The sequence below is a fragment of the Nostoc sp. genome (genome assembly GCF_036917975.1).
Lineage (GTDB): Bacteria > Cyanobacteriota > Cyanobacteriia > Cyanobacteriales > Nostocaceae > Nostoc.
The window spans coordinates 19,839-39,122 of sequence record NZ_JBALEJ010000013.1 but is presented as its reverse complement, the minus strand read 5'-3'; the positions used below and the strand labels follow the sequence as shown (position 1 = coordinate 39,122).

General features: G+C 44.4%; 15 protein-coding genes. 9 read left to right on the top strand and 6 right to left on the bottom strand.

From position 1 onward, the window contains the following. Positions 1–5 precede the first annotated feature (5 nt). A complete protein-coding gene (locus V7K76_RS04425) occupies positions 6–4,160 on the top strand; it encodes a PAS domain-containing protein (protein WP_334777056.1) in 4,155 nt (1,384 codons plus the stop codon). Positions 4,161–4,166: 6 nt separating this feature from the next. Here V7K76_RS04425 and V7K76_RS04420 read toward each other — a convergent pair whose 3' ends face one another. Further along, positions 4,167–4,871 (bottom strand): Uma2 family endonuclease, encoded by a 705-nt coding sequence (locus V7K76_RS04420; protein ID WP_334777055.1) that lies wholly within the window; start codon positions 4,869–4,871, stop codon positions 4,167–4,169. Positions 4,872–5,156: 285 nt separating this feature from the next. Here V7K76_RS04420 and V7K76_RS04415 point away from each other — a divergent pair, with 285 nt between their 5' ends. The 3 genes from V7K76_RS04415 (at position 5,157) to bioF (ending at position 7,969) form a co-directional block, all read left to right on the top strand. Next, positions 5,157–5,918: a sucrose-phosphate phosphatase gene (locus V7K76_RS04415; RefSeq protein ID WP_334777054.1), complete on the top strand. Its 762-nt coding sequence runs from the start codon at positions 5,157–5,159 to the stop codon at positions 5,916–5,918. Beyond that, on the top strand, positions 5,918–6,550 hold the full coding sequence (gene ruvA / locus V7K76_RS04410; RefSeq protein WP_069069384.1) for a Holliday junction branch migration protein RuvA: 633 nt from the start codon (positions 5,918–5,920) through the stop codon (positions 6,548–6,550). Before V7K76_RS04415 ends, ruvA begins: the two co-directional genes overlap by 1 nt. Positions 6,551–6,787: 237 nt before the next feature. After that, the gene (gene bioF / locus V7K76_RS04405) at positions 6,788–7,969 is read left to right on the top strand and encodes an 8-amino-7-oxononanoate synthase (RefSeq protein WP_334777053.1); all 1,182 of its coding nucleotides are present in this window, start codon (positions 6,788–6,790) and stop codon (positions 7,967–7,969) included. Between the two features lie 624 nt (positions 7,970–8,593). Here bioF and V7K76_RS04400 read toward each other — a convergent pair. The 3 genes from V7K76_RS04400 to V7K76_RS04390 form a co-directional block, all read right to left on the bottom strand. Beyond that, positions 8,594–9,670, bottom strand: coding sequence for an AI-2E family transporter (locus V7K76_RS04400; protein ID WP_334777052.1), 1,077 nt, complete (start codon positions 9,668–9,670; stop codon positions 8,594–8,596). A gap of 430 nt (positions 9,671–10,100) precedes the next feature. Continuing rightward, on the bottom strand, positions 10,101–10,937 hold the full coding sequence (locus V7K76_RS04395) for an LssY C-terminal domain-containing protein (RefSeq protein ID WP_334777051.1): 837 nt from the start codon (positions 10,935–10,937) through the stop codon (positions 10,101–10,103). Positions 10,938–11,171: 234 nt separating this feature from the next. Continuing rightward, on the bottom strand, positions 11,172–12,164 hold the full coding sequence (locus V7K76_RS04390; protein WP_334777050.1) for an ABC transporter substrate-binding protein: 993 nt from the start codon (positions 12,162–12,164) through the stop codon (positions 11,172–11,174). A 385-nt stretch (positions 12,165–12,549) separates the two neighbouring features. Between V7K76_RS04390 and V7K76_RS04385 the strand changes: the two genes are divergently transcribed. Then, a complete protein-coding gene (locus tag V7K76_RS04385; RefSeq protein WP_334777049.1) occupies positions 12,550–12,939 on the top strand; it encodes a DUF120 domain-containing protein in 390 nt (129 codons plus the stop codon). 132 nt (positions 12,940–13,071) lie between these two features. Here the strand turns inward: V7K76_RS04385 and pgeF are convergent, their stop codons facing one another. Then, on the bottom strand, positions 13,072–13,857 hold the full coding sequence (gene pgeF / locus V7K76_RS04380) for a peptidoglycan editing factor PgeF (RefSeq protein ID WP_334777048.1): 786 nt from the start codon (positions 13,855–13,857) through the stop codon (positions 13,072–13,074). A 60-nt stretch (positions 13,858–13,917) separates the two neighbouring features. Between pgeF and V7K76_RS04375 the strand changes: the two genes are divergently transcribed. Both V7K76_RS04375 and V7K76_RS04370 read left to right on the top strand, forming a co-directional pair. Beyond that, complete coding sequence (locus V7K76_RS04375) at positions 13,918–14,739, top strand: biotin--[acetyl-CoA-carboxylase] ligase (RefSeq protein WP_334777047.1); 822 nt, start codon at positions 13,918–13,920, stop codon at positions 14,737–14,739. Positions 14,740–14,829: 90 nt separating this feature from the next. Beyond that, entirely contained in the window at positions 14,830–16,368 is a 1,539-nt protein-coding gene (locus tag V7K76_RS04370) for a M23 family metallopeptidase (protein WP_334777046.1), read from the top strand. A 70-nt stretch (positions 16,369–16,438) separates the two neighbouring features. Here the strand turns inward: V7K76_RS04370 and V7K76_RS04365 are convergent, their stop codons facing one another. After that, the gene (locus V7K76_RS04365; protein WP_334777045.1) at positions 16,439–17,119 is read right to left on the bottom strand and encodes a riboflavin synthase; all 681 of its coding nucleotides are present in this window, start codon (positions 17,117–17,119) and stop codon (positions 16,439–16,441) included. Between the two features lie 340 nt (positions 17,120–17,459). On the opposite strand from V7K76_RS04365, the gene V7K76_RS04360 reads away from it, so the two are divergent. Together V7K76_RS04360 and V7K76_RS04355 are read left to right on the top strand one after the other, a co-directional pair. Next, the gene (locus tag V7K76_RS04360) at positions 17,460–17,957 is read left to right on the top strand and encodes a bifunctional nuclease family protein (RefSeq protein ID WP_012406891.1); all 498 of its coding nucleotides are present in this window, start codon (positions 17,460–17,462) and stop codon (positions 17,955–17,957) included. 97 nt (positions 17,958–18,054) lie between these two features. Beyond that, the gene (locus tag V7K76_RS04355; protein ID WP_334777044.1) at positions 18,055–19,185 is read left to right on the top strand and encodes an aldo/keto reductase; all 1,131 of its coding nucleotides are present in this window, start codon (positions 18,055–18,057) and stop codon (positions 19,183–19,185) included. Positions 19,186–19,284 lie beyond the last annotated feature (99 nt).

Genomic DNA, 19,284 nt, shown 5'->3' with positions numbered 1-19,284 from the left:
TCACAATGTCTCAGCAACAGCGCATTCTCCTAATTGTCGATGATTCCCCAGAAGATCGAGAACTATATCGGCAGTATTTGCTGCGCGATCGCGAATCTTCTTACACTATCCTAGAAGCAACGCTGGGACAACAAGGGCTAAAACTTTGGCAGCAACATCAGCCCGATGCTGTGTTGCTTGATTATCGACTGCCCGACATGGACGGACTGGAATTTCTGGCACAATTGCAACCCTCCACCCAACAGCCTTGCCTACCTGTGATTGTCGTCACTGGGCAGGGCAATGAGGCGATCGCAGTTAAGGCAATCAAAGCGGGCGCACAAGATTATATTATCAAAGAGCAAATCACCCCAGAAGGGCTGCAAATAGCAGTCAATGGGGCAATTGAAACCGTGCGGTTACGCACCCAACTACAACAGCGTATTGAACGAGAGCGCGTAGTTTCACATATTACCCAGAAAATTCACCAATCGCTGAATTTGGATGAAATTCTTCAGACAACCGTAACCGAAGTGCGAGATTTTCTGCACACCGATCGCGTCTTGGTTTTTCAGTTAAAACCTGACGGGAATGGCACAGTAATAGCAGAATCAGTTGGGGCAGAGTGGCGATCGCTGCTCTCGTCTACTATGTATGATCCCTGCCTCGCTGAGAACTACCTTGCATGGAATCCGTCGGAAACTGTCAGCTACGATCCCGCCTTTGTCGAGAATTATATCCAACGCTATCGTCAAGGTTACGTAACAGCGATATTTGATATTCAGGATAGCAGTATCGATCCCTGCCACGTTGAATTGTTGGCTCAGTTTCAAGTGAAAGCTAATCTGGTCGTGCCGATTATTTACGATGACCACTTTTGGGGGTTGCTAATTGCTCATAACTGTGCAATTCCTCGAAGGTGGCAACCCTTAGAGATCGACTTGCTCAAAGAACTGGGGATTCAAGTTGGCATTGCAATTCGGCAGGCGGAACTCTATCAGCAGGCGCAAAATGAACTGATCGATCGCAAAAGGGCAGAAGCAGAATTACGGCAGAGTGACGAACGGCTGCGATTGGCACTATCAGCTTCTCGAATGGGAACGTGGAACTGGAACATCGAAACCGGAAAAATTTCCTGGTCGGATAACCTGGAAGCCTCATTTGGACTGGAGCCAGGAGAATTTGACGGCTCATTCGAGATGTTTGCCGCGCGAGTCCACCCTGACGATCGCGATCGCGTTTTAGCAGCCGTCAATCGTGCCATCGCCACCGGAGAACACTATGACATTGAATTTCGAGTGGTATATCCTAATGGTACGATTCGGTGGGCACTGAGTCAGGGTAAGGTATTCTACGACCAACACGGGCAACCGATTCAGATGGCAGGTATCGATCTCGATATCACCGAACGCAAACGATCAGCCGAAACTCTGCGCGAGAGTGAGGAACGTTTTCGGCAGCTTGCAGAAAATATTGATGCGGTGTTCTGGATCAGAGAAGTGTTGGAAAATCGAGTTAGCTATGTTAGTCCTGCATATAAACGCCTGTGGGGATTGAACCCGCAGGAATTGTATCAAGGACAACAAGCATGGGTCGATCGTATCCACCCAGAAGATCGAGAAGCGACAGACAGAGCGTTTGATGAAAAAGCTGTTGCAGGTAAATTTGATGAAGAATACCGGATTATTTTAGCCGATGGTAGTATTCGCTGGGTTCACGATCGCTGCTTTCCCCTTCGAGATGAAACCGGAGAGATTTATCGGTTTGCAGGTATTGCCGAAGACATCAGCGATCGTAAACAGGCAGAGCAATCCCTGCGAGACAGTGAAGAACGCCTGCAAATGGCACTGGAAGGTTCTGGTGGCGGTCTCTGGGATTGGAACGTTGTTACCAATGAAGATTATTTAAGTTCCCGATGGCTAGAAATGCTGGAATATGAGCCAGGAGATTTACCTGGGGACTTTAGCGGTTGGGAGCGACTGATTCATCCTGAGGATAAAGTTTGGGTGATGGAACGGTTAAATGCCCATCTTCAGAGCGATTCAGTATCTTACAAATTTGAATATCGAATGTTAACCAAGTCTGGGAAGTGGAAATGGATTGCCAACCACGGAAAAGTAGTTTCGCGCGATCGACAGGGCAATCCACTCCGTCTTTCAGGCATCCATCATGATATCAGCGATCGCAAACAGGCAGAACTTGCTCTGCGAAAGAGCGAAGAACGTTTCCGCACCTCAGTTGAAAATATGCTGGACTGCTTTGGGGTATACCGTGCTGTACGGAATGAGCAAGGACAGATTGTCGATTTTGTGACTGAATATGTCAATAGTGCGGCTTGTTTCAACAATCAAATGACTTATGAGCAGCAGATTGGACGGGGGTTGTGTGAATTACTACCAGGGCATCGTGAAAGTGGATTGTTTGATGAATACTGCCAGGTAGTAGAAACAGGGCAGCCACTCATTAAAGACAGCCTAGTTTATGAGGATGATTACGGAAAACAACGCTTAGTTAAAGCCTTTGATATCCGCGTGGCTAAATTTGGAGATGGATTTGTTGCCACCTGGCGAGATATCACCACTCGCCAACAAACTGAAGAAGCCTTGCGCCAGAGTGAAGAATTTAAAAATCGCATTTTAGACAGCAGTTCTGATTGCATCAAGGTATTAAGCCTTGATGGGCGGCTGCTGTACATGAATACAGGTGGACTGTGTTTGATGGAAATTGATGATTTAAATTCCTATCTCAATAATCAATGGCTCTGTTTCTGGGAAGGCAGTTCTCGGCAACAGGCAGAGGAGGCACTCGCTGCCACTAAAACAGGCAAAGTCAGCATTTTTAGCGGCTACTGCCCAACTGTAAAAGGCACTCCGAAATGGTGGGAAGTGGTCGTTAGCCCGATTTTGGATGCTTCCGGGCAGATGGAACGAATCTTATTGATTTCACGAGACATTACCGATCGCAAACAAACTGAAATCGAACGCGATCGCCTATTGCAGCTAGAACAAGCAGCCAGAGCCGAAGCCGAACGCGCCAATCGCATCAAAGATGAATTTTTGGCGGTTCTCTCCCACGAATTGCGATCGCCTCTTAACCCAATTCTCGGCTGGACAAAACTGCTGCAAACCCGCAAATTTAGTGAAGCCAAAACAGCCGAAGCCTTAGCCACCATTGAACGCAACGCCAAATTGCAAACTCAACTGATTGATGACTTACTCGATGTCGCCAAGATTCTGCGCGGCAAACTCAGCATCGAGGCTACTCCTGTGAATCTGGCATCTGTGATTGAATCTGCGATCGATACAGTAAATACAGCAGCCCTTTCCAAATCAATTGTGTTGCATTCCATACTGCCAAATATTGGGCAAGTCTGTGGAGATTCCAACCGCCTTCAACAAATTGTTTGGAACTTACTTTCTAACGCGATCAAGTTTACCCCCAAGGGAGGACGCGTAGAAACCCGACTAGAGCGAGTCAACGATCAAGCACAAATTACCGTCAGTGACACTGGTAAAGGGATTAACTCAGACTTTCTCCCATATATTTTTGAATCATTCCGTCAGGAAGATGTCTCAATTACCCGCAAGTATGGGGGGTTAGGATTGGGGTTAGCGATCGTCCGGCAGTTGGTTGAGGCGCACGGCGGCACGATCGCAGCTGATAGCCCTGGTGAAGGCTTGGGAGCCACCTTTACAGTCCAGTTACCACTGCTGAATATTGAACCGGAAATCAAGCAGCCAGATGAATTGCCACAACCAGCACTTGAACTTACGGGGATTCGAGTCCTCACAGTTGATGATGATCCCGATGCTCGTGAACTACTAACAGTATTGCTTACTGAATACGGAGCTACAGTCCTAACTGTTACTTCTGCGGCAGAAGTTTTAGCAAACCTGGAGTCTTTTCAACCCGATGTTTTAGTCAGTGATATCGGAATGGCCGGAGTCGATGGCTATTCCCTGATTCAACAAATCCGCACCTTAACGCCCGAAAAAGGGGGAGAGATTCCCGCGATCGCTTTGACTGCTTATGCCAGAATTGATGATTACGAACGAGCTATAACCAGTGGTTATCAACGACACGTTACCAAGCCTCTCGATCCAGAAGAGTTAGTTCAAGCTGTGGTGGCACTGGCGCAGACTCAACTAAATAATACCATTCCTCAAAATGATTCGGTTTAACTCTTTTTAAATACTTATCTGCTGAATAAACGTCTGATGTTCTGCTGAACTTAGCCCTTTCTGCAACACTGCTAAAACTTGTTGCATATTTCCCGCAACTAATGCTGATACATCAAGCCACAATCCCGGAAAGACTTGACTTTGAATTATACCTGACGCATTTGGTATCAGTGCTACGTATTCACCATTTTGCAAGCTGAACCAACTAACAGTCCGCTCAAAAACCTGCCAAACAATATATTCCTGAATGCCATTGCGACGATAGGCACGTTTTTTATCATACAAATCTTTGCTAGCACTGCTGGCGGCAACTTCTGCTACTAATTCTGGCGCACCTTCGACGTAACCATCAGTACCCAGATGAGATGATCCGCCACACGCTGCATCAATTAACAAAATGGCATCAGGTTGGGGTTCATTGTCTAAATCTAGCCGTACAGTTGGATTATCGCCTAGTCTGACACCAGGGGTGGCTACTTTATAATTTCCCAGCCAAATCATTAAATTACCATGCGGTTCGGCGTGTGGTTCAAAGCGCAAAGGTGATCCCACGTAAACGACTCCTTCAATTAATTCAGCTTTCTTGAGGTTGGGCATGGCATTATAGCGACGCTCAAACTCTGGACGAATGAGGCGATCGCCACTCTCAAGAGGCGGAATGTCGGAGGTAGAATCAGTTGGAGTTGGATGTTGTGGAGACGTGTTGACCACGATCGCAGGCAGTAGAGATAGGTGGTTTAATTGATTGTATCGTAGTGCATTAAGCGAAAGAGACGTAGCACTCGGAATTCATTCCCAGCCTGGAGGCTGGGAACGAGGCTACATAAGCCTTTGGTCTTTACAAGCGTGCCATTGCTTATAACCCTTTGCTGACAATCATTGCAACTACCCTTAACCCCGAATTGAATCTCTGGCATATTTTGTTTTCAACAAGCAAGCTTCTCGCAAAATTCTCTTCACACGTTAGAATAACGAAATTTTGCAAGAGGTCTAATCATGAAAAAAGCATTTCTGTTTGTAACTGATTTAGATGACACCCTCGTATATCGCACCGTCGGTGATGATAGCGCTTTACCAGAACTGAATCAACTGCTGAGTCAACATCGCCAAGAATACGGGACTAAAATAGTTTATTCTACGGGGCGATCGCCTCTACTTTACAAAGAACTCCAAGCTCAAAAAAATCTTTTGCAACCAGATGCCCTCGTACTTTCTGTGGGTACTGAAATTTACCTCAATGGTACTGACACACAAGACTCAGATTGGGCAGAAATCTTATCTCCGGGATGGGAACGCGAAGCAATATTATCTGTTACAGACAAATACCATGACTTAGTACGGCAACCAGATTCAGAACAGCGTCCTTTTAAAGTCAGCTTCTTTTTAAAACAAAAAGCATCTGCAAATGTTCTACCACAACTTGAAGCGGAGTTGCAGAAATATAAATTAAATGTAAAGTTAATCTACAGTAGCGATATAGACCTTGACATTGTACCCCGCACCAGCGATAAAGGTCAAGCAATGCAATTTTTACGCCAGAAGTGGAAATTTGCAGCAGAACAAACAGTTGTCTGTGGTGATTCAGGTAATGATATTGCTTTATTTGCTGTAGGCAATGAACGGGGAATCATTGTGGGGAATGCCCGCAAAGAGTTACTCCAATGGCACAATGAGTATCCCGCAGACTACCGCTACCTGGCAAAAAGTTTTTGTGCAGGTGGAATTATCGAAGGCTTACATTATTTTGGTCTCTTGTAATGATTAGTTATCTAAAAGGTATAGTCGCTGGTATCCAAACAATTGGCGCTAATCGCGTGATTCTGACTCTGGAAGTGAATGGCTTAGGGTATGATTTGCAAGTTCCCCAACGGCTAGCAAACCAGTTACCAGAGTCAGGAGGAGTGGCGCAAATTTTTACCCATTTGCAAATTCGGGAAGAAGTGCCCTTTCTCTATGGCTTTGCTTCACCATCCGAACGCGATTTATTTCGCCACTTGCTGACTGTCACGGGTATTGGTGCAGCCTTAGCGATCGCCCTCCTGGATACTCTGGAACTACCAGATTTAGTCCAAGCAATTATCGCTGGCAACACACAAATCCTCATTCAGGCTCCAGGTGTGGGCAAAAAAATCGCTGAACGCATCTGTTTGGAACTGAAAAGCAAATTGGTCGAGTGGCGCAAATCAGCCGGGTTCTTCGTCGCCACAGGCGGGCCAGCACCCGGAATTCTCGAAGAGGTACAAATGACCCTCTTCGCCTTGGGATATACTGCCCATGAGGTCAGTCACGCCCTGCATGTAGTCAGCGAAGACATCGGACTACCCAAAGATGCCTATGTTGAAGACTGGATTAAACAAGCGATCGCTCATCTCAGTAGCGAACAAGTTTAATGGTCATTGGTCATTGGTCATTGGTCATTTGTCTATTAGTTATTTCTTATTCTTCCCTTGCCTCCCCTGCCCCCCTTATGCCCACTGACCAAAAACAACTCATAATACAAGCCCCTAAATTTATTTATTATTTATGGGGATCATTAATTTTTAATTTTGTTAGCGCAGCGTTAGCGAGTCTGCGTACCCTTTCAGGGAAGCAAGCTACGCTTTTAGCGTCTCGTAGAGAGCGTCATTTTGAATTTTGAATTCGGAGCGAAGCGACGCGACCCTTATGCCTGGCTAGAACAGTCCTTAGCAACAATTCATCGGGCAAACTGGTATCGTTCAGTACAATCTATCGATGGTCGTCCGGGTGCAACGGTGGTTTTAGCTGGGCAAGAGGTAATTAATTTTGCCAGCAATGACTATTTGGGATTGGCTGGGGATGAGCGGTTGATGGCAGCGGCGACGGCTGCGATCGCCCAATTTGGCACTGGTAGTACTGGTTCTAGATTACTCAGTGGGCATCGAGAATTACACAGGGAGTTAGAGGAGGCGATCGCATCTACCAAACAAACAGAAGATTCCTTGGTATTTAGTTCCGGGTATCTAGCCAATTTAGGTGCAATTACTGCTTTGGTGGGCAAGCGTGATTTAATTTTCTCTGACCAGTACAATCATTCCAGTCTGAAAAATGGAGCGATTCTCAGTGGTGCAGCATTTGTAGAATACCCGCACTGTGATATAGAAGTCCTAAAAACTCAGTTGAGTCAACAGCGACAAAATTACCGACGCTGTTTGATTCTTACTGATAGCGTCTTTAGCATGGATGGCGATTTATGTCCATTGCCTGCACTGTTGGATCTTGCTGATGAATTTAACTGTATGCTACTAGTCGATGAAGCTCATGCCACTGGCGTACTAGGAAAAACTGGCGCTGGGTGTGTGGAACATTTTGGGTGTACGGGAAAGCCATTAATTCAAGTTGGTACCTTAAGTAAAGCTTTGGGTAGTTTAGGCGGATATGTGGCAGCAAGTAGCGCCCTAATCGACTTTTTGCGGAACCGTGCACCCACTTGGATTTACACCACTGGGCTTTCACCTGCTGATACGGCGGCAGCCTTAGCAGCCATCAAGATAGTGCAACAAGAACCGCAACGCCGGGACAAATTGTGGGAAAACGTACATTACTTGAAAAGTTTGCTGCAACAACAGTTACCCAATCTAAAATTACTGCCTTCAGAATCACCAATATTATGTTTTCAATTGCCTAGTGCCACAGATGCCCTCGAACTTGGAAAACAGCTAAGAGATGCTGGCATTTTTGCCCCAGCAATTCGTCCTCCCACAGTGCCCACAAGTCGGATCAGAATATCTTTAATGGCAACTCATGAAGCAGTGCATATTGAAAAGTTGGTAGCAGTGCTAAAGGATTAATTAAAGATAGTCTTATAGCGGTTACCATTCAGATGAGGTACAACATTATACCGCAAGGTGTAGGGGCACGGCAGTGAAACCGCTTGTCCGCCGGGAATTGAAATTCCCGTATAATAGCGAAAGTCATCTGAAGATAACTAAATATCGCCAAAAATATTTTTATGGAGTTTTTACGGATTGTTAATTACCCAACCGGCTGAACCATCTCAACAGGAACAATTTTCATGCAGCAACAACCTAAGAGTGTGTTGTGTACGCCGATGTTAAATCAAGGTAAACTTATCGGGCTGCTATAAGTAGGTGGGTGAGAAAATTTATAACTATGTCATTGCGTTGGCGTAAGCCTTCCCGCAGGGTATGTAACGAAGTGGAGTGAAGCAATCGCAAGGTTTTCAACGCTTTTACTTTTCATGAAAAAAGTGAAGGTTTAAAACCCTACTTCTCTACGAGACGCTACCGCGAACGTCCCGCTACGCGCTAACGCCTGCAAGTGGCGCGTTCGCGCTAGCGTCTCGTCAGAGAAACAGTCCTTGTATCCCAAGGGTTGTTGAAACCCCTCTTCCCGTTGTGTCTGTCTTGATTCAATTGCGAATTGCGAATTGGTTTCATTTGGAAGTCCCTTATTTAATCGTTCGATTGAACATCTATTCCAGTTTCAACTCCGACTGACTCTATCAGCTTTTCTGACGGAGTAAACTCATCAATCAGCGTAATTATCACTGCTGCCGCAGGCACTGCAAGTAGCACACCAATAAATCCAAATAGCTTACCCATTACCAAAAATGTCACAATCACCATCACTGGATGGATATTAACTTGCTGACCCATCACTAAAGGCTGAACAACATGGGCATCTATTTGATTCATTATAAAGAAAAGTATCAACACAAATACTAATTTTAGCGGTGAAATACTCAATCCTACTAATGCTGGTAAAAAAGCACCAATAATCGAACCAAAATAAGGAATTATTTCAAATAAACCTGCAATAATCCCAAATGGTAGAGCTGACGGAATCCCCAAAATCAAAAGTCCAAACGTTGCTCCAGCACCGAGAAATATCATCGCTATTCCTGTCCCAAAAATCCAGCCTCGCAATCTTGTCTCACAAGCCTTAAGGATTCTTTTAGATCGTTGATGATGTCGCCTTGGGACTAATCTTAAAATCCCTTTCACTAAGGAATTAGGATCGTAAGCCATGTAAAGCGCTAAAATTAACGTCGCTACCAACTCAACGGTTAAACTTAAAGCTTCACCTAAGAAAACTGGTACTCCCCCTAGTAACTGGTGGGTCAAATTCCGTAATTGTATTAGTGCTTGAGAGATGTCAGGAATAAAACTGAATCTCTGACGCAGTTGCTCAACATCTCCTGTCAATCTATTGAGATAAGTTGGTAATGTTCTAATTAATTTTTGAGATTCAAATGTCACACTAGGTAGGACTACAGTAGCTAATACTACAACAAATCCGATGATTAATCCAATTAGTAGCAAAACAGCAACATCCTGTGATTTGACTAACTTTTGCAAAAACCTTAATAGGGTTCGCAAAATTAAAGCAATCAATGCTGCAACAACTAAAAGTTCTAATACTGGTAAAAGTTGATATAAAATGTATAGTACTGCCGCTACCATTACTGCCAATGGCGCACCACGAGTTAACTGCGACCATCCATTGTCTGTATCTCTGGGATTCGCCATTACTATCACTTATTTTTCTGTTTTAATTTTACAATTTTAATGCCTGAGATGGCGCAGAATTTTTATTTTTAAGAGTAGCTGTAACCCTGATTACCACAAGTCTCGTTTTTTTCTCTTGTTTGTGCCCATATATAGGACTCATATTTGATTTCTGAAATATACGTAGGGTGCGTTACGCCAAAGGCTAACGCACCAGTTAACGATTTAGGTGCGTTAGGCTACGCCATAACACACCCTACAGATACTTAGATTTTTTCAGAAATCAAATCGCACTCCTAATAGTCAAATCAATTTTCATTTGTTCAGATATTTCACTCCCTAGCTAAAATTTTATTTTATTTACCCTCACAGAGGTCTAGAAATTTAAATTATCTTTCTTGAGAAATCAGTTTAAGATTTTGTAAGTCTTATCCTGTTTTCTTGAGTCGAGCTATTTCAAATAGTGTCGCAGCCATGACCACAGTTGATTTTTGAACTGAACAGGCTCTGGTGATGGTGAATAAGTTGATGGTTTTGTTTGAGCAATATTATTCATTGAAAGTACACAAATAGTTAGTTCGCCATCTGTATAATATCCGTCACCTCCTCCGTTACGACCAACCCATGTGGCCCCTATACCTGTGACTTGATATAATTGGGCAATCTGGTGTGTCTTTTCAATACTTTTAATTACGTTATCTCTTTCTTGATCAATGTCTGCATCAATATGGTGAGTAATCTGTCCTGTGCGGTGGCTAAGTTCCACGCTTTGGTCAAATGTTGCTGAACCTAACCATAAGGGTCTACTATCAGTATTCAGGTTGTTTGATTGCCACAAGCGAACGTGATGTCGCTGTTTAGCTGTGTTTCCTATAGGTAGTTCAAAAGCTAAATCCTGTTTGCGTCCCCATAGATATAAATTACTTACAGGCGCAGTTGGGTAAGAATGCTTGAGGAGAACACTTTTAGCAATTCCAACACTTGAGCGTAAGGTGATCGGGTCTGCTGGATACCAGCCTGCTGCCAGTAGCGCCTGCACCACTTCAGCTGTTGTACCGACAAATCCAATATTCAAAGGATCTCCAGAGATCCCTTCTGCCGTTTGCGTCGTTTTCGGAGAATGTTCCAGTTTGGGGTTATGTTCGTAGTGACGCCACAGTGCTGGTAAAACGACATAACTCACCAGTCCATATAAGCCGAATAAACCAACTAGCGTCCCAAAAATATACCAAAACCAATGTCGATGTTTTGGGCGTTCATTACTATTTGAGTTAGAGGCTTGTTGCATTTGAATCCGGCGACCAAGCTATATTGACTTTTTCAATTAATCATCGCACTCTTGTCAACAATGTTTTGAAAAAACTTTGCAAGTGTTCATTGAAAGCGACGGGAAACTCTTTTCCCAAGAGTTAAGTGGAGAGGGATAGTTGCCCCGTCCCTTGGGCAAAACAGGGCATTGGGCATTGGTAACTTCTTCCCCATGCCCCATTTTCAATTCTGCACGATTCGCTAACGAAGCTACTCAAGAGGCGACTGCTTTAGCGATCGCTGTATCAATTGCTTTATCCCAGTTTGGCTGTTGTTTGATCAGTCCCAGACGAGCCAGCAGTTGGGATTGTGTGACAAGTTCTTGGCGGTATTCCTGATTAGGCGGCTCAAACAGTAAGTTACGACGACCCAAAGTTAAAGCCGCGGCCTCTGGTGAAAGCTTATTTTCTTTAACTAGGATATCCACCGCCGCCTGACGGTTATCTTGAACCCAGGTTAGCGCTTGCTTATAGGCTTGAAGAAACCTCTGTATTGTCTCTGGGTTTTGTTCTATGTACTCTGTGCGCCCAAACAGAGCGACATAGTTCAACACATAGTTGCCGCCGTCTACTAATGGAACTACTTCTTTGGCAACTTCAGCACTGGCATAAAAAGGGTCCCAAGTTCCCCATACATCGATCGCACCTGAAAGTAATGCGGCTCTACCTGCATCGTTTTCTATCTGAACCCATTGCACATCAGTGTCTTTTAGTCCAGCCCGTTCTAGTACTTGTACTGCAAAAAAGTAGCTTTTTCCCGATGGGTTGCCGATTTTCTTACCCTTTAAATCAGTTACCTTCTTGATGGGTGAGTTAGGTAAAACTAGCAATCCGTGGGTCTTTGGGCTACGTTCAACTAAGGCGATGACACGGATGGGCTGACCTGCGGCGATCGCAGCTACAGGTGTACCCCCTAAACCCAAATCTAAGGCTCCAGCAGATAATGCTTCGGTAACTGGCTTGAGCGAGAGTAGGCGACGGAACTCAAAGCTGGTTGATTGTCCTGCAAATGCCTTCTCTAAGAATTTTTGTTGCCGCAGCGCAAACACTGCAACATAGGGTGGCTGAAAGCCTAGACGTAGCTTGCTTGTCGCCGCCACAGGAGCCACACTAGGTGTTGTTGATGGGGCATTGGCAATCTTTCCACAGGCTGCCACGGCTGCTGTTGATATGCCCATTCCTAGTAAGTGACGGCGTTTAATGCTCATACTAAATTGCACTAATAATCTACGATAAGTCGATTGGCTTGCAGATGTTTGCAACTAATATTGACATAGCTACTAGCAAAAAGCAAGACACTAGTACAAGAAGGCAAAAGTAAAAAGGCAAAAGTAAAAAGAAAGAATGCTTATTCTGTCAGTATTCTGGCTATTTTAAATGGGTGGTTTATTTACGCCGTATTGTACTAGTACCGCAAGGCGGAATTAAAAATTATAATACTTTGACTTTTAAAACAATCTCTAAGGGAATTCCAAATAAAAAAATATCCAATTAACTCTTGTGGGGTGGGCGTCTCGCCCGCCCTATGGACTGGGCGGGCAGGATGCCCACCCCACAATATAAATATCAGCTTATTTACAAAAATCAGGATATATGAAAATCTTAAAAGGCAAGGTCGTCAGTGGTTTTGGAAACTTTTCTTACTGGATTGAGAAACTCCAGGAATATTACTTGAGAAAAACGGGAATGAAATTCTTCCCTGGAACTTTAAATATTCATTTAGATCAACCTTACTATCTGCCAACAAATGTAATTCGTCTGGAAAAGGAAGAATATGGAGGGACTGTTTCTGTGAGCATTGTTCCCTGTAAGATATTTGGCAGAAATGCTTTTATCTTAAGAACAGATAAAAATAATACCGAAAATGGAGATCATCCGAGAACAATTATTGAAATAGCTTGCGATGTGAAACTTCGAGAGCTATATAACCTTAAAGATAACGATTTGATTGAAGTTGAGATTCACGATGTCAGATTTATCTGAATTAAAAATCTGTTTGGAGATGAAGCGTTAATCCATTAAGCGGTCGTATTTTTGTTCCGCAACATGGCAAATTCATATATTGAATCCAAGCTGATAAAGCGATCGCTCTATCAGCCAAAACACATTTGAATGCTACTGACTCGTTTTGCCACTAACAATCCCTGACCACTGAACTTTTTTTTCTTTCTCCCGGCGATAAGAAAAGAAATGCTCTGGTGTTTGGAAAGTACAATAAGGTGCGATCGCAATTTGTTCTGCACTAATCCCCAAATTTTCCAGTTGTAAGGTATTCACTCGCCGCACATCCAGCCTTACCTTTCCGGGAGCGGGGTCTTCTAGTAAAGGTGAATTTGGTAGCTCATATAATGCAGTGAGAATTTTTTCTTCGCTATTATGTGATATAATACTAGCCCCAATTTCGGCAGCTACTTCAATGGAGACTTGGTAAACCTCACCAGCGATCGCTGGCCCCATCGCAATGCGTAAATCATCGAGTTTACTACCTTGAGATTGTAATCGAGCGATCGCTTGGGGCACAATCTTCTTCGCAGTTCCCCGCCAACCCGCGTGTAATGCTGCCACCCGTCCAGTTTGCACATCCCCAATCAACACGGGTGTACAATCTGCGCTAGCGACCCAAACAGCTTGTAGAGGCTGCTCACTCATTAAACCATCTGCCGATGCTAAATCCTCCTCAGCAGAGCTTAAAAAGCTTTCAACCTCTTGAGGGGTGAGAACAGTATTGCCATGAACCTGCTTTAAGCGATAGACTGATGCCTCTGGTTGCAATACTTCTGTGATAACTTGTGGCGATCGCGGCCAGAACTGCTGGGTAAAAAAGCCGTGATGCCAACGTTCCAAAAGACTACAAGTTAGATAGGGCAGTCCTTCCCAATTGTGCCAGTGCCAAGTGTGCATCTTGAACCAAACCTAAACAAATCAATGCTAACTTGAACAACGGAATTTGGGTTAACTGCTGTGGGATTTAATCTGCAAAACTTGGAAGCAGCCTTGCAAGAAGCAGGGCGTAAGCATACATATTTACCATTTTCCCTTCACTTTTTTGAAAGCGTCTCCTCAACCAACCAAACCCTCTGGGACTTACTCAACCAAGGGGCTATTTCAGGAACAGCAGTAATCGCAACTGTGCAATCTGCTGGGCGCGGACAATGGGGCCGTCAGTGGATTTCTCCGATTGGCGGATTATATGTTTCCGTGGCGATTTGTTTCGACCACAAAATAGAAGCTACTGACAGCTATCAGCTAACTTTCGCCACTGCTTGGGGAATTGCGTCTCAATTGCGCCAACTCGGCATAGATGTTGGGATAAAATGGCCCAACGATTTAGTGCTAAATGGTCGCAAACTCGGCGGCATTTTGACAGAAACCAAAGTCAACAAAGGACAAATCACCCAAGCAGTAATTGGTGTTGGTATTAACTGGACAAACCCAGTACCCGAAACTGGAATCAATCTGGAATCGTGGCAAGCATCCCAAAATTTCAGACCAATCTCTTGTCTGGAAATGTTAACCTCTAAAGTCTTGCTGGGAATAGAATCCGGTATGGAGTGCCTGGAACAAGAAGGAGTAAAGGTACTCTTGTCTCGCTATCTAGATTTGCTTACAAACATGGGCGATCGGGTGTACGTCAATAATCTTTCAGGTACAGTAGTTGGAGTGACATCTCAAGGAAATTTACGAGTTGATTTAGAAACACATGATACAAAGGAACTAATTACACCGGAAATTTATATTGAACCCGGTACAATCAGTTTGGGGTACCATAAATCTTCCGTTTAAATTTGAGGTTTGTTCAAAATTTCGCTCTTTGGGCAAGACAAACCATTAGCATCATCTCTTTAGGCTAATTACACACAACTGAGAGAACAAATGACGCAACGCAAAAATTCTGCCCCTGATAGTTTGCATTACTTATGGCAGCAAGGTCTGACAAAAAAACGTTTTGCCTCAACACTACCAGCCCAAAGCCTTTGTTGGCTGAGTAGCCTTAGCCTCCTTAGCGGCGGCTTTGTGTTTGCCCAAACGGAAACACAAATAGACAACATCGTTCCCACTGCTGAAAGTTCTCAACCAACAGCAGTTATAAATCCAGTCAAAAAACAGGCTGTTGTACCGGAAGCCACTCAAGGGCAACCAGAATTTTCTCAACGACGAGCCAGACTTAGACAGAGACTAGGCAAACCAGAGGTTGCTCAATCAAAAGATCCAGTTAGGCAGTCTACACCCAAAATCGAAGCTGCCCAACCTGTTGTGATTACCAGACAGTCAAAGCCCAAAGTAGAAGCCTCCCAGGTGACTCCTGCAAGGGTAAGCCCCACCCGCTCTTTACCTGACAAACTCCCAGAAGTTGCTCAACCATCAAATAACTCGAACAGCTCTGTCAGTGCAACTGCGGGGAAAACCAAGGATTATAATAACGCCTATATTGATCCTAATAGTTATGACAGTGGTGCTACAGGTACTTATCAAGCACCAAACTCCGTAATTCTCACAGAACGCTCTAGTGGTTGTCGAGCCATTTTGCCTTCAGGGCAAAGCGTATTAGGCGGCGTTTGCGCCAAAGCACCCGAAAGGAGTGTAGCTGATTCTAATGGTAAAGCAGCACCTACTTGGCTCAGAAGAAGTGAAAACGCCCAATTACCAGTAGTTTCACCCGTGCGGCAAATTGCAAGTACTGGTAACACTAGCAGGTGGCGTCCTACTGAAAGTGGTTCTACTGGTGACACCAAGAGCGCATTTCGCCCAAATCGGTTTATCCCGAATCCTGGCGAGTTCAGCCCCACAACAGTTAGTGCAACTCCCATTACGCCGAGTGGTGGTACTTTACCTCCACCAATGGCAGATGGTAATATTGCACCCCGCCCCAGCAACGTAGCTTACGACTTTTCACTGGCATCAGTATTGCCACAAATCCCCTCTATGGGACGAGTCGCCTATAGTGGTACGGGAATGATGTATCCCTTGTCTATTCCCGCTCCCATTACTTCCTTGTTTGGTTGGCGAATTCATCCCATTACAGGAACCCAACGCTTCCACGCTGGTACAGACTTGGGTGCGCCCACAGGAACACCAGTTTTGGCGGCGGCGGCTGGTCAAGTAGAAACTGCTGACTGGATGGGTGGTTATGGTTTAACCGTTATCCTAAATCACAAATCCGCTGAACAAACTCTCTACGGCCACATGTCAGAAATCCTTGTGAAACCTGGTCAATGGGTACAGCCTGGAACTGTCATCGGGCTAGTTGGCAGCACCGGGTTATCCACAGGGCCTCACCTGCACTTTGAAGTCCGTCACCTAACACAAGATGGTTGGGTTGCTGTTGACCCAGGCGTACAATTACAAAGCGCCCTCAGCCAGTTAGTGCGAGGCTTACAAACCGCTCAGGTTAGTCAGCAACCAGGTAGCTAGATTGGAAATTTTGGATTTTAGATTTTAAATTTTAAATTAATCTAAAATCCAAAATCCAAAATCCAAAATGTCAGAGATACCCGTGTTCTGCTAAGAATGCGGATGTAATGCCATCCATACTATTTTCATCATGGGCAGTGGTGTGTGGGTTGCCAGAGTAAAGGAATTTTTCGACGTATTTGCCAAGAATATCTCCTTCTAGATTTACCAAACTCCCAGGAAGCAAATAACGGAGATTTGTCTCGCTGTATGTGAGGGGAATTACCGCCACCTTGAATTGAGAGAGTTCTGGCTCATAAGCGGCAACTGTGAGGCTGATGCCATTGACGGTAATGCTACCTTTGGGGACAATGTACCGTGCGATCGCCTCGGATGCAATAAAGGTCATTTCCCAAGAACTAGCCGTTTGTTCTGCCACTAGCAATCGACCGATGCCGTCTACATGACCCATCACGAAATGACCGCCAACTTTGCTGCCTACCCTGAGCGATGCTTCTAAGTTGACATATCTCTGTTGTGTTTGCTCACCTCCCAACGTCGTGCGGCGTAGCGTTTCTGGTGAAGCCGTGGCGATAAACCCGTTCTTTAAAACTTTTTCTACTGTCAAGCAGACACCATCGACAGCAACACTGTCACCATAAGCCAAATCTTGCATAATTACTTCACCCGACTGGCTCACACAAGTAATTTGCCAAGAATCGCCCCCTAAGGGTTCCATCGTTCCTAATGCCTGGATTAATCCTGTAAACACGGCTTTTTTGTCAAACTAACTCTATTTATTGCCTAATTTTGGCTGAAGTCAATTGGTAATTGTCACATAAATCTCGAACATTCAAGTATATTTTCTGACTTTTTTTCGTATAGGGATATTAACACATTAGCATCCTTCACGAGGCATACTTGGGTAAGAAGGTTATTGTCTAAGAAGATCAGTTTGACTTACTCTGGTTTTCACCACAAGTTCGGAGTTTAATAGAAGCAATTATAGAGAACGAATGCTTATGTTTATTACTGTCGCCAAACCGCCGAGAAAGGGGTACTATTTGTTACACAGCACCCAAGGCTCTCAAAGCATTGTAGAGGCCTAGCCAATGATTGAAATGAAAGTTGCTGGCATAGCATTAGATGCCATAACCCGCAGCCCGATCGTACTTTTGAAAGATTCTTCAGATCGGCGGGCTTTGCCAATTTACATCGGTCAGGAACAAGCTAGGGCGATTATGGGCGCACTGGAAAATCAGAAGCCTCCCAGACCCTTAACCCATGACCTGATTGTAAATCTTCTAGAGACTTGGAACATGACTCTAGAAAAGGTAATTATCCATTCCCTGCAAAAGGATACATTTTATGCAGCTTTAATTGTCCAGCAAGGTGAAGTCAAAAAAGAAATTGACGCGCGTCCTAGCGATGCGATCGCTATTGCCCTGCGTACAAATACTCCCATTTGGGTAATGGAAGAAGTCATTGCCGATGCTTCTATCCCTGTTGATCGTGATGCAGATGAAGCCGAACAGCAAGCCTTCCGTGAATTTATTTCCAATCTCCGTCCTGAAGACTTGATCAAGCGCTTTGGTAATGGTGACAGCTAGGCAATTGCAATTTTAGATTTGGAATTTTAGATTTTAGATTTTTCCTTCAATCTAAAATCTAAAATCTAAAATTGAATGACTCCTAACTTTGTTAAAGATGCAATACCGACGCTTTGGGAAAACGAATCTGCGCCTCTCGGTTTTTTCTTTGGGAACAATGCGCTACTTGGCTTCTTTTGAAAATGCTCACCAAACCATCGAAAAAGCCTTAGCATTAGGAATTAATCATCTAGAAACCGCCAGAGGTTACGGCAAAAGCGAGGAGTATCTTGGTAGGGCGCTAAAAGCTGGGTTATCAGTACCCCGAACGAAGCTTTACATCACTACCAAAATCTCAGCCACAGCAGATGGTGACTTCATGCGTCGGTGCATTGACGAATCCCTAGAACGATTACAGCTAGATTATGTAGATTGCTTAAGTGTTCATGGTTTAAACACTTGGCAACATTTGGAGTGGGTGCAAGCCAAAAATGGCTGTATGCAGGCCGTTGAGGAAGCTATTGCCGATGGACGAGTCCGACACGTTGGTTTTTCTACCCACGGTTCATTAGAGGTAATTCAGGCTGCAATTAACACAGATTTCTTTGAATTTGTCAATCTGCATTATTACTATTTTTTTCAACGGCACGCACCAGCGATTCAACTAGCTGCCGAAAAGGATATGGGTATTTTCATTATTTCCCCTGCTGATAAGGGAGGACGCCTCTACACGCCACCTCAGACCTTAAAAGACCTCTGCTATCCGTATTCACCCCTAGAGCTAAATTATCGATTCTTACTTGCTAATCACCGTATTACTACTTTGAGTATAGGGCCAGCCAACCCAGAAGAATTAATAGAACCTTTGCAAGTTGCTGACCATGATGGAGAGTTAACATCAGCAGAAATTTCTACTTTTTTGCGTTTAGAAAATCACCAAAAAGTTGCTTTGGAAACTGATAATTGTAGCCAGTGTTATGCTTGTTTGCCCTGTCCAGAAAACATCAATATTCCAGAGGTATTACGGTTACGTAATCTTGCAGTGGCATACGACATGAAAGACTATGGCCAATATCGTTACGGAATGTTTGAAAATGCCGGTCATTGGTTCCCTGGAATGAAAGGCAATCGTTGTACAGAATGTGGTGATTGTTTACCTCGGTGTCCAGAAAAGTTAGATATTCCAGCTTTATTGTCAGATACTCACGAAAGATTAAGTGGTAAAGCAGGTAGGAGATTGTGGGGTTGACACTCTCCGGTCTAAAGACTTACTGTGTACACACAAGTCGGAAAACCTCATCCACATTGGCTTGAATCTGGTAGGGTGCGTTATGGACATTAGTCCTAA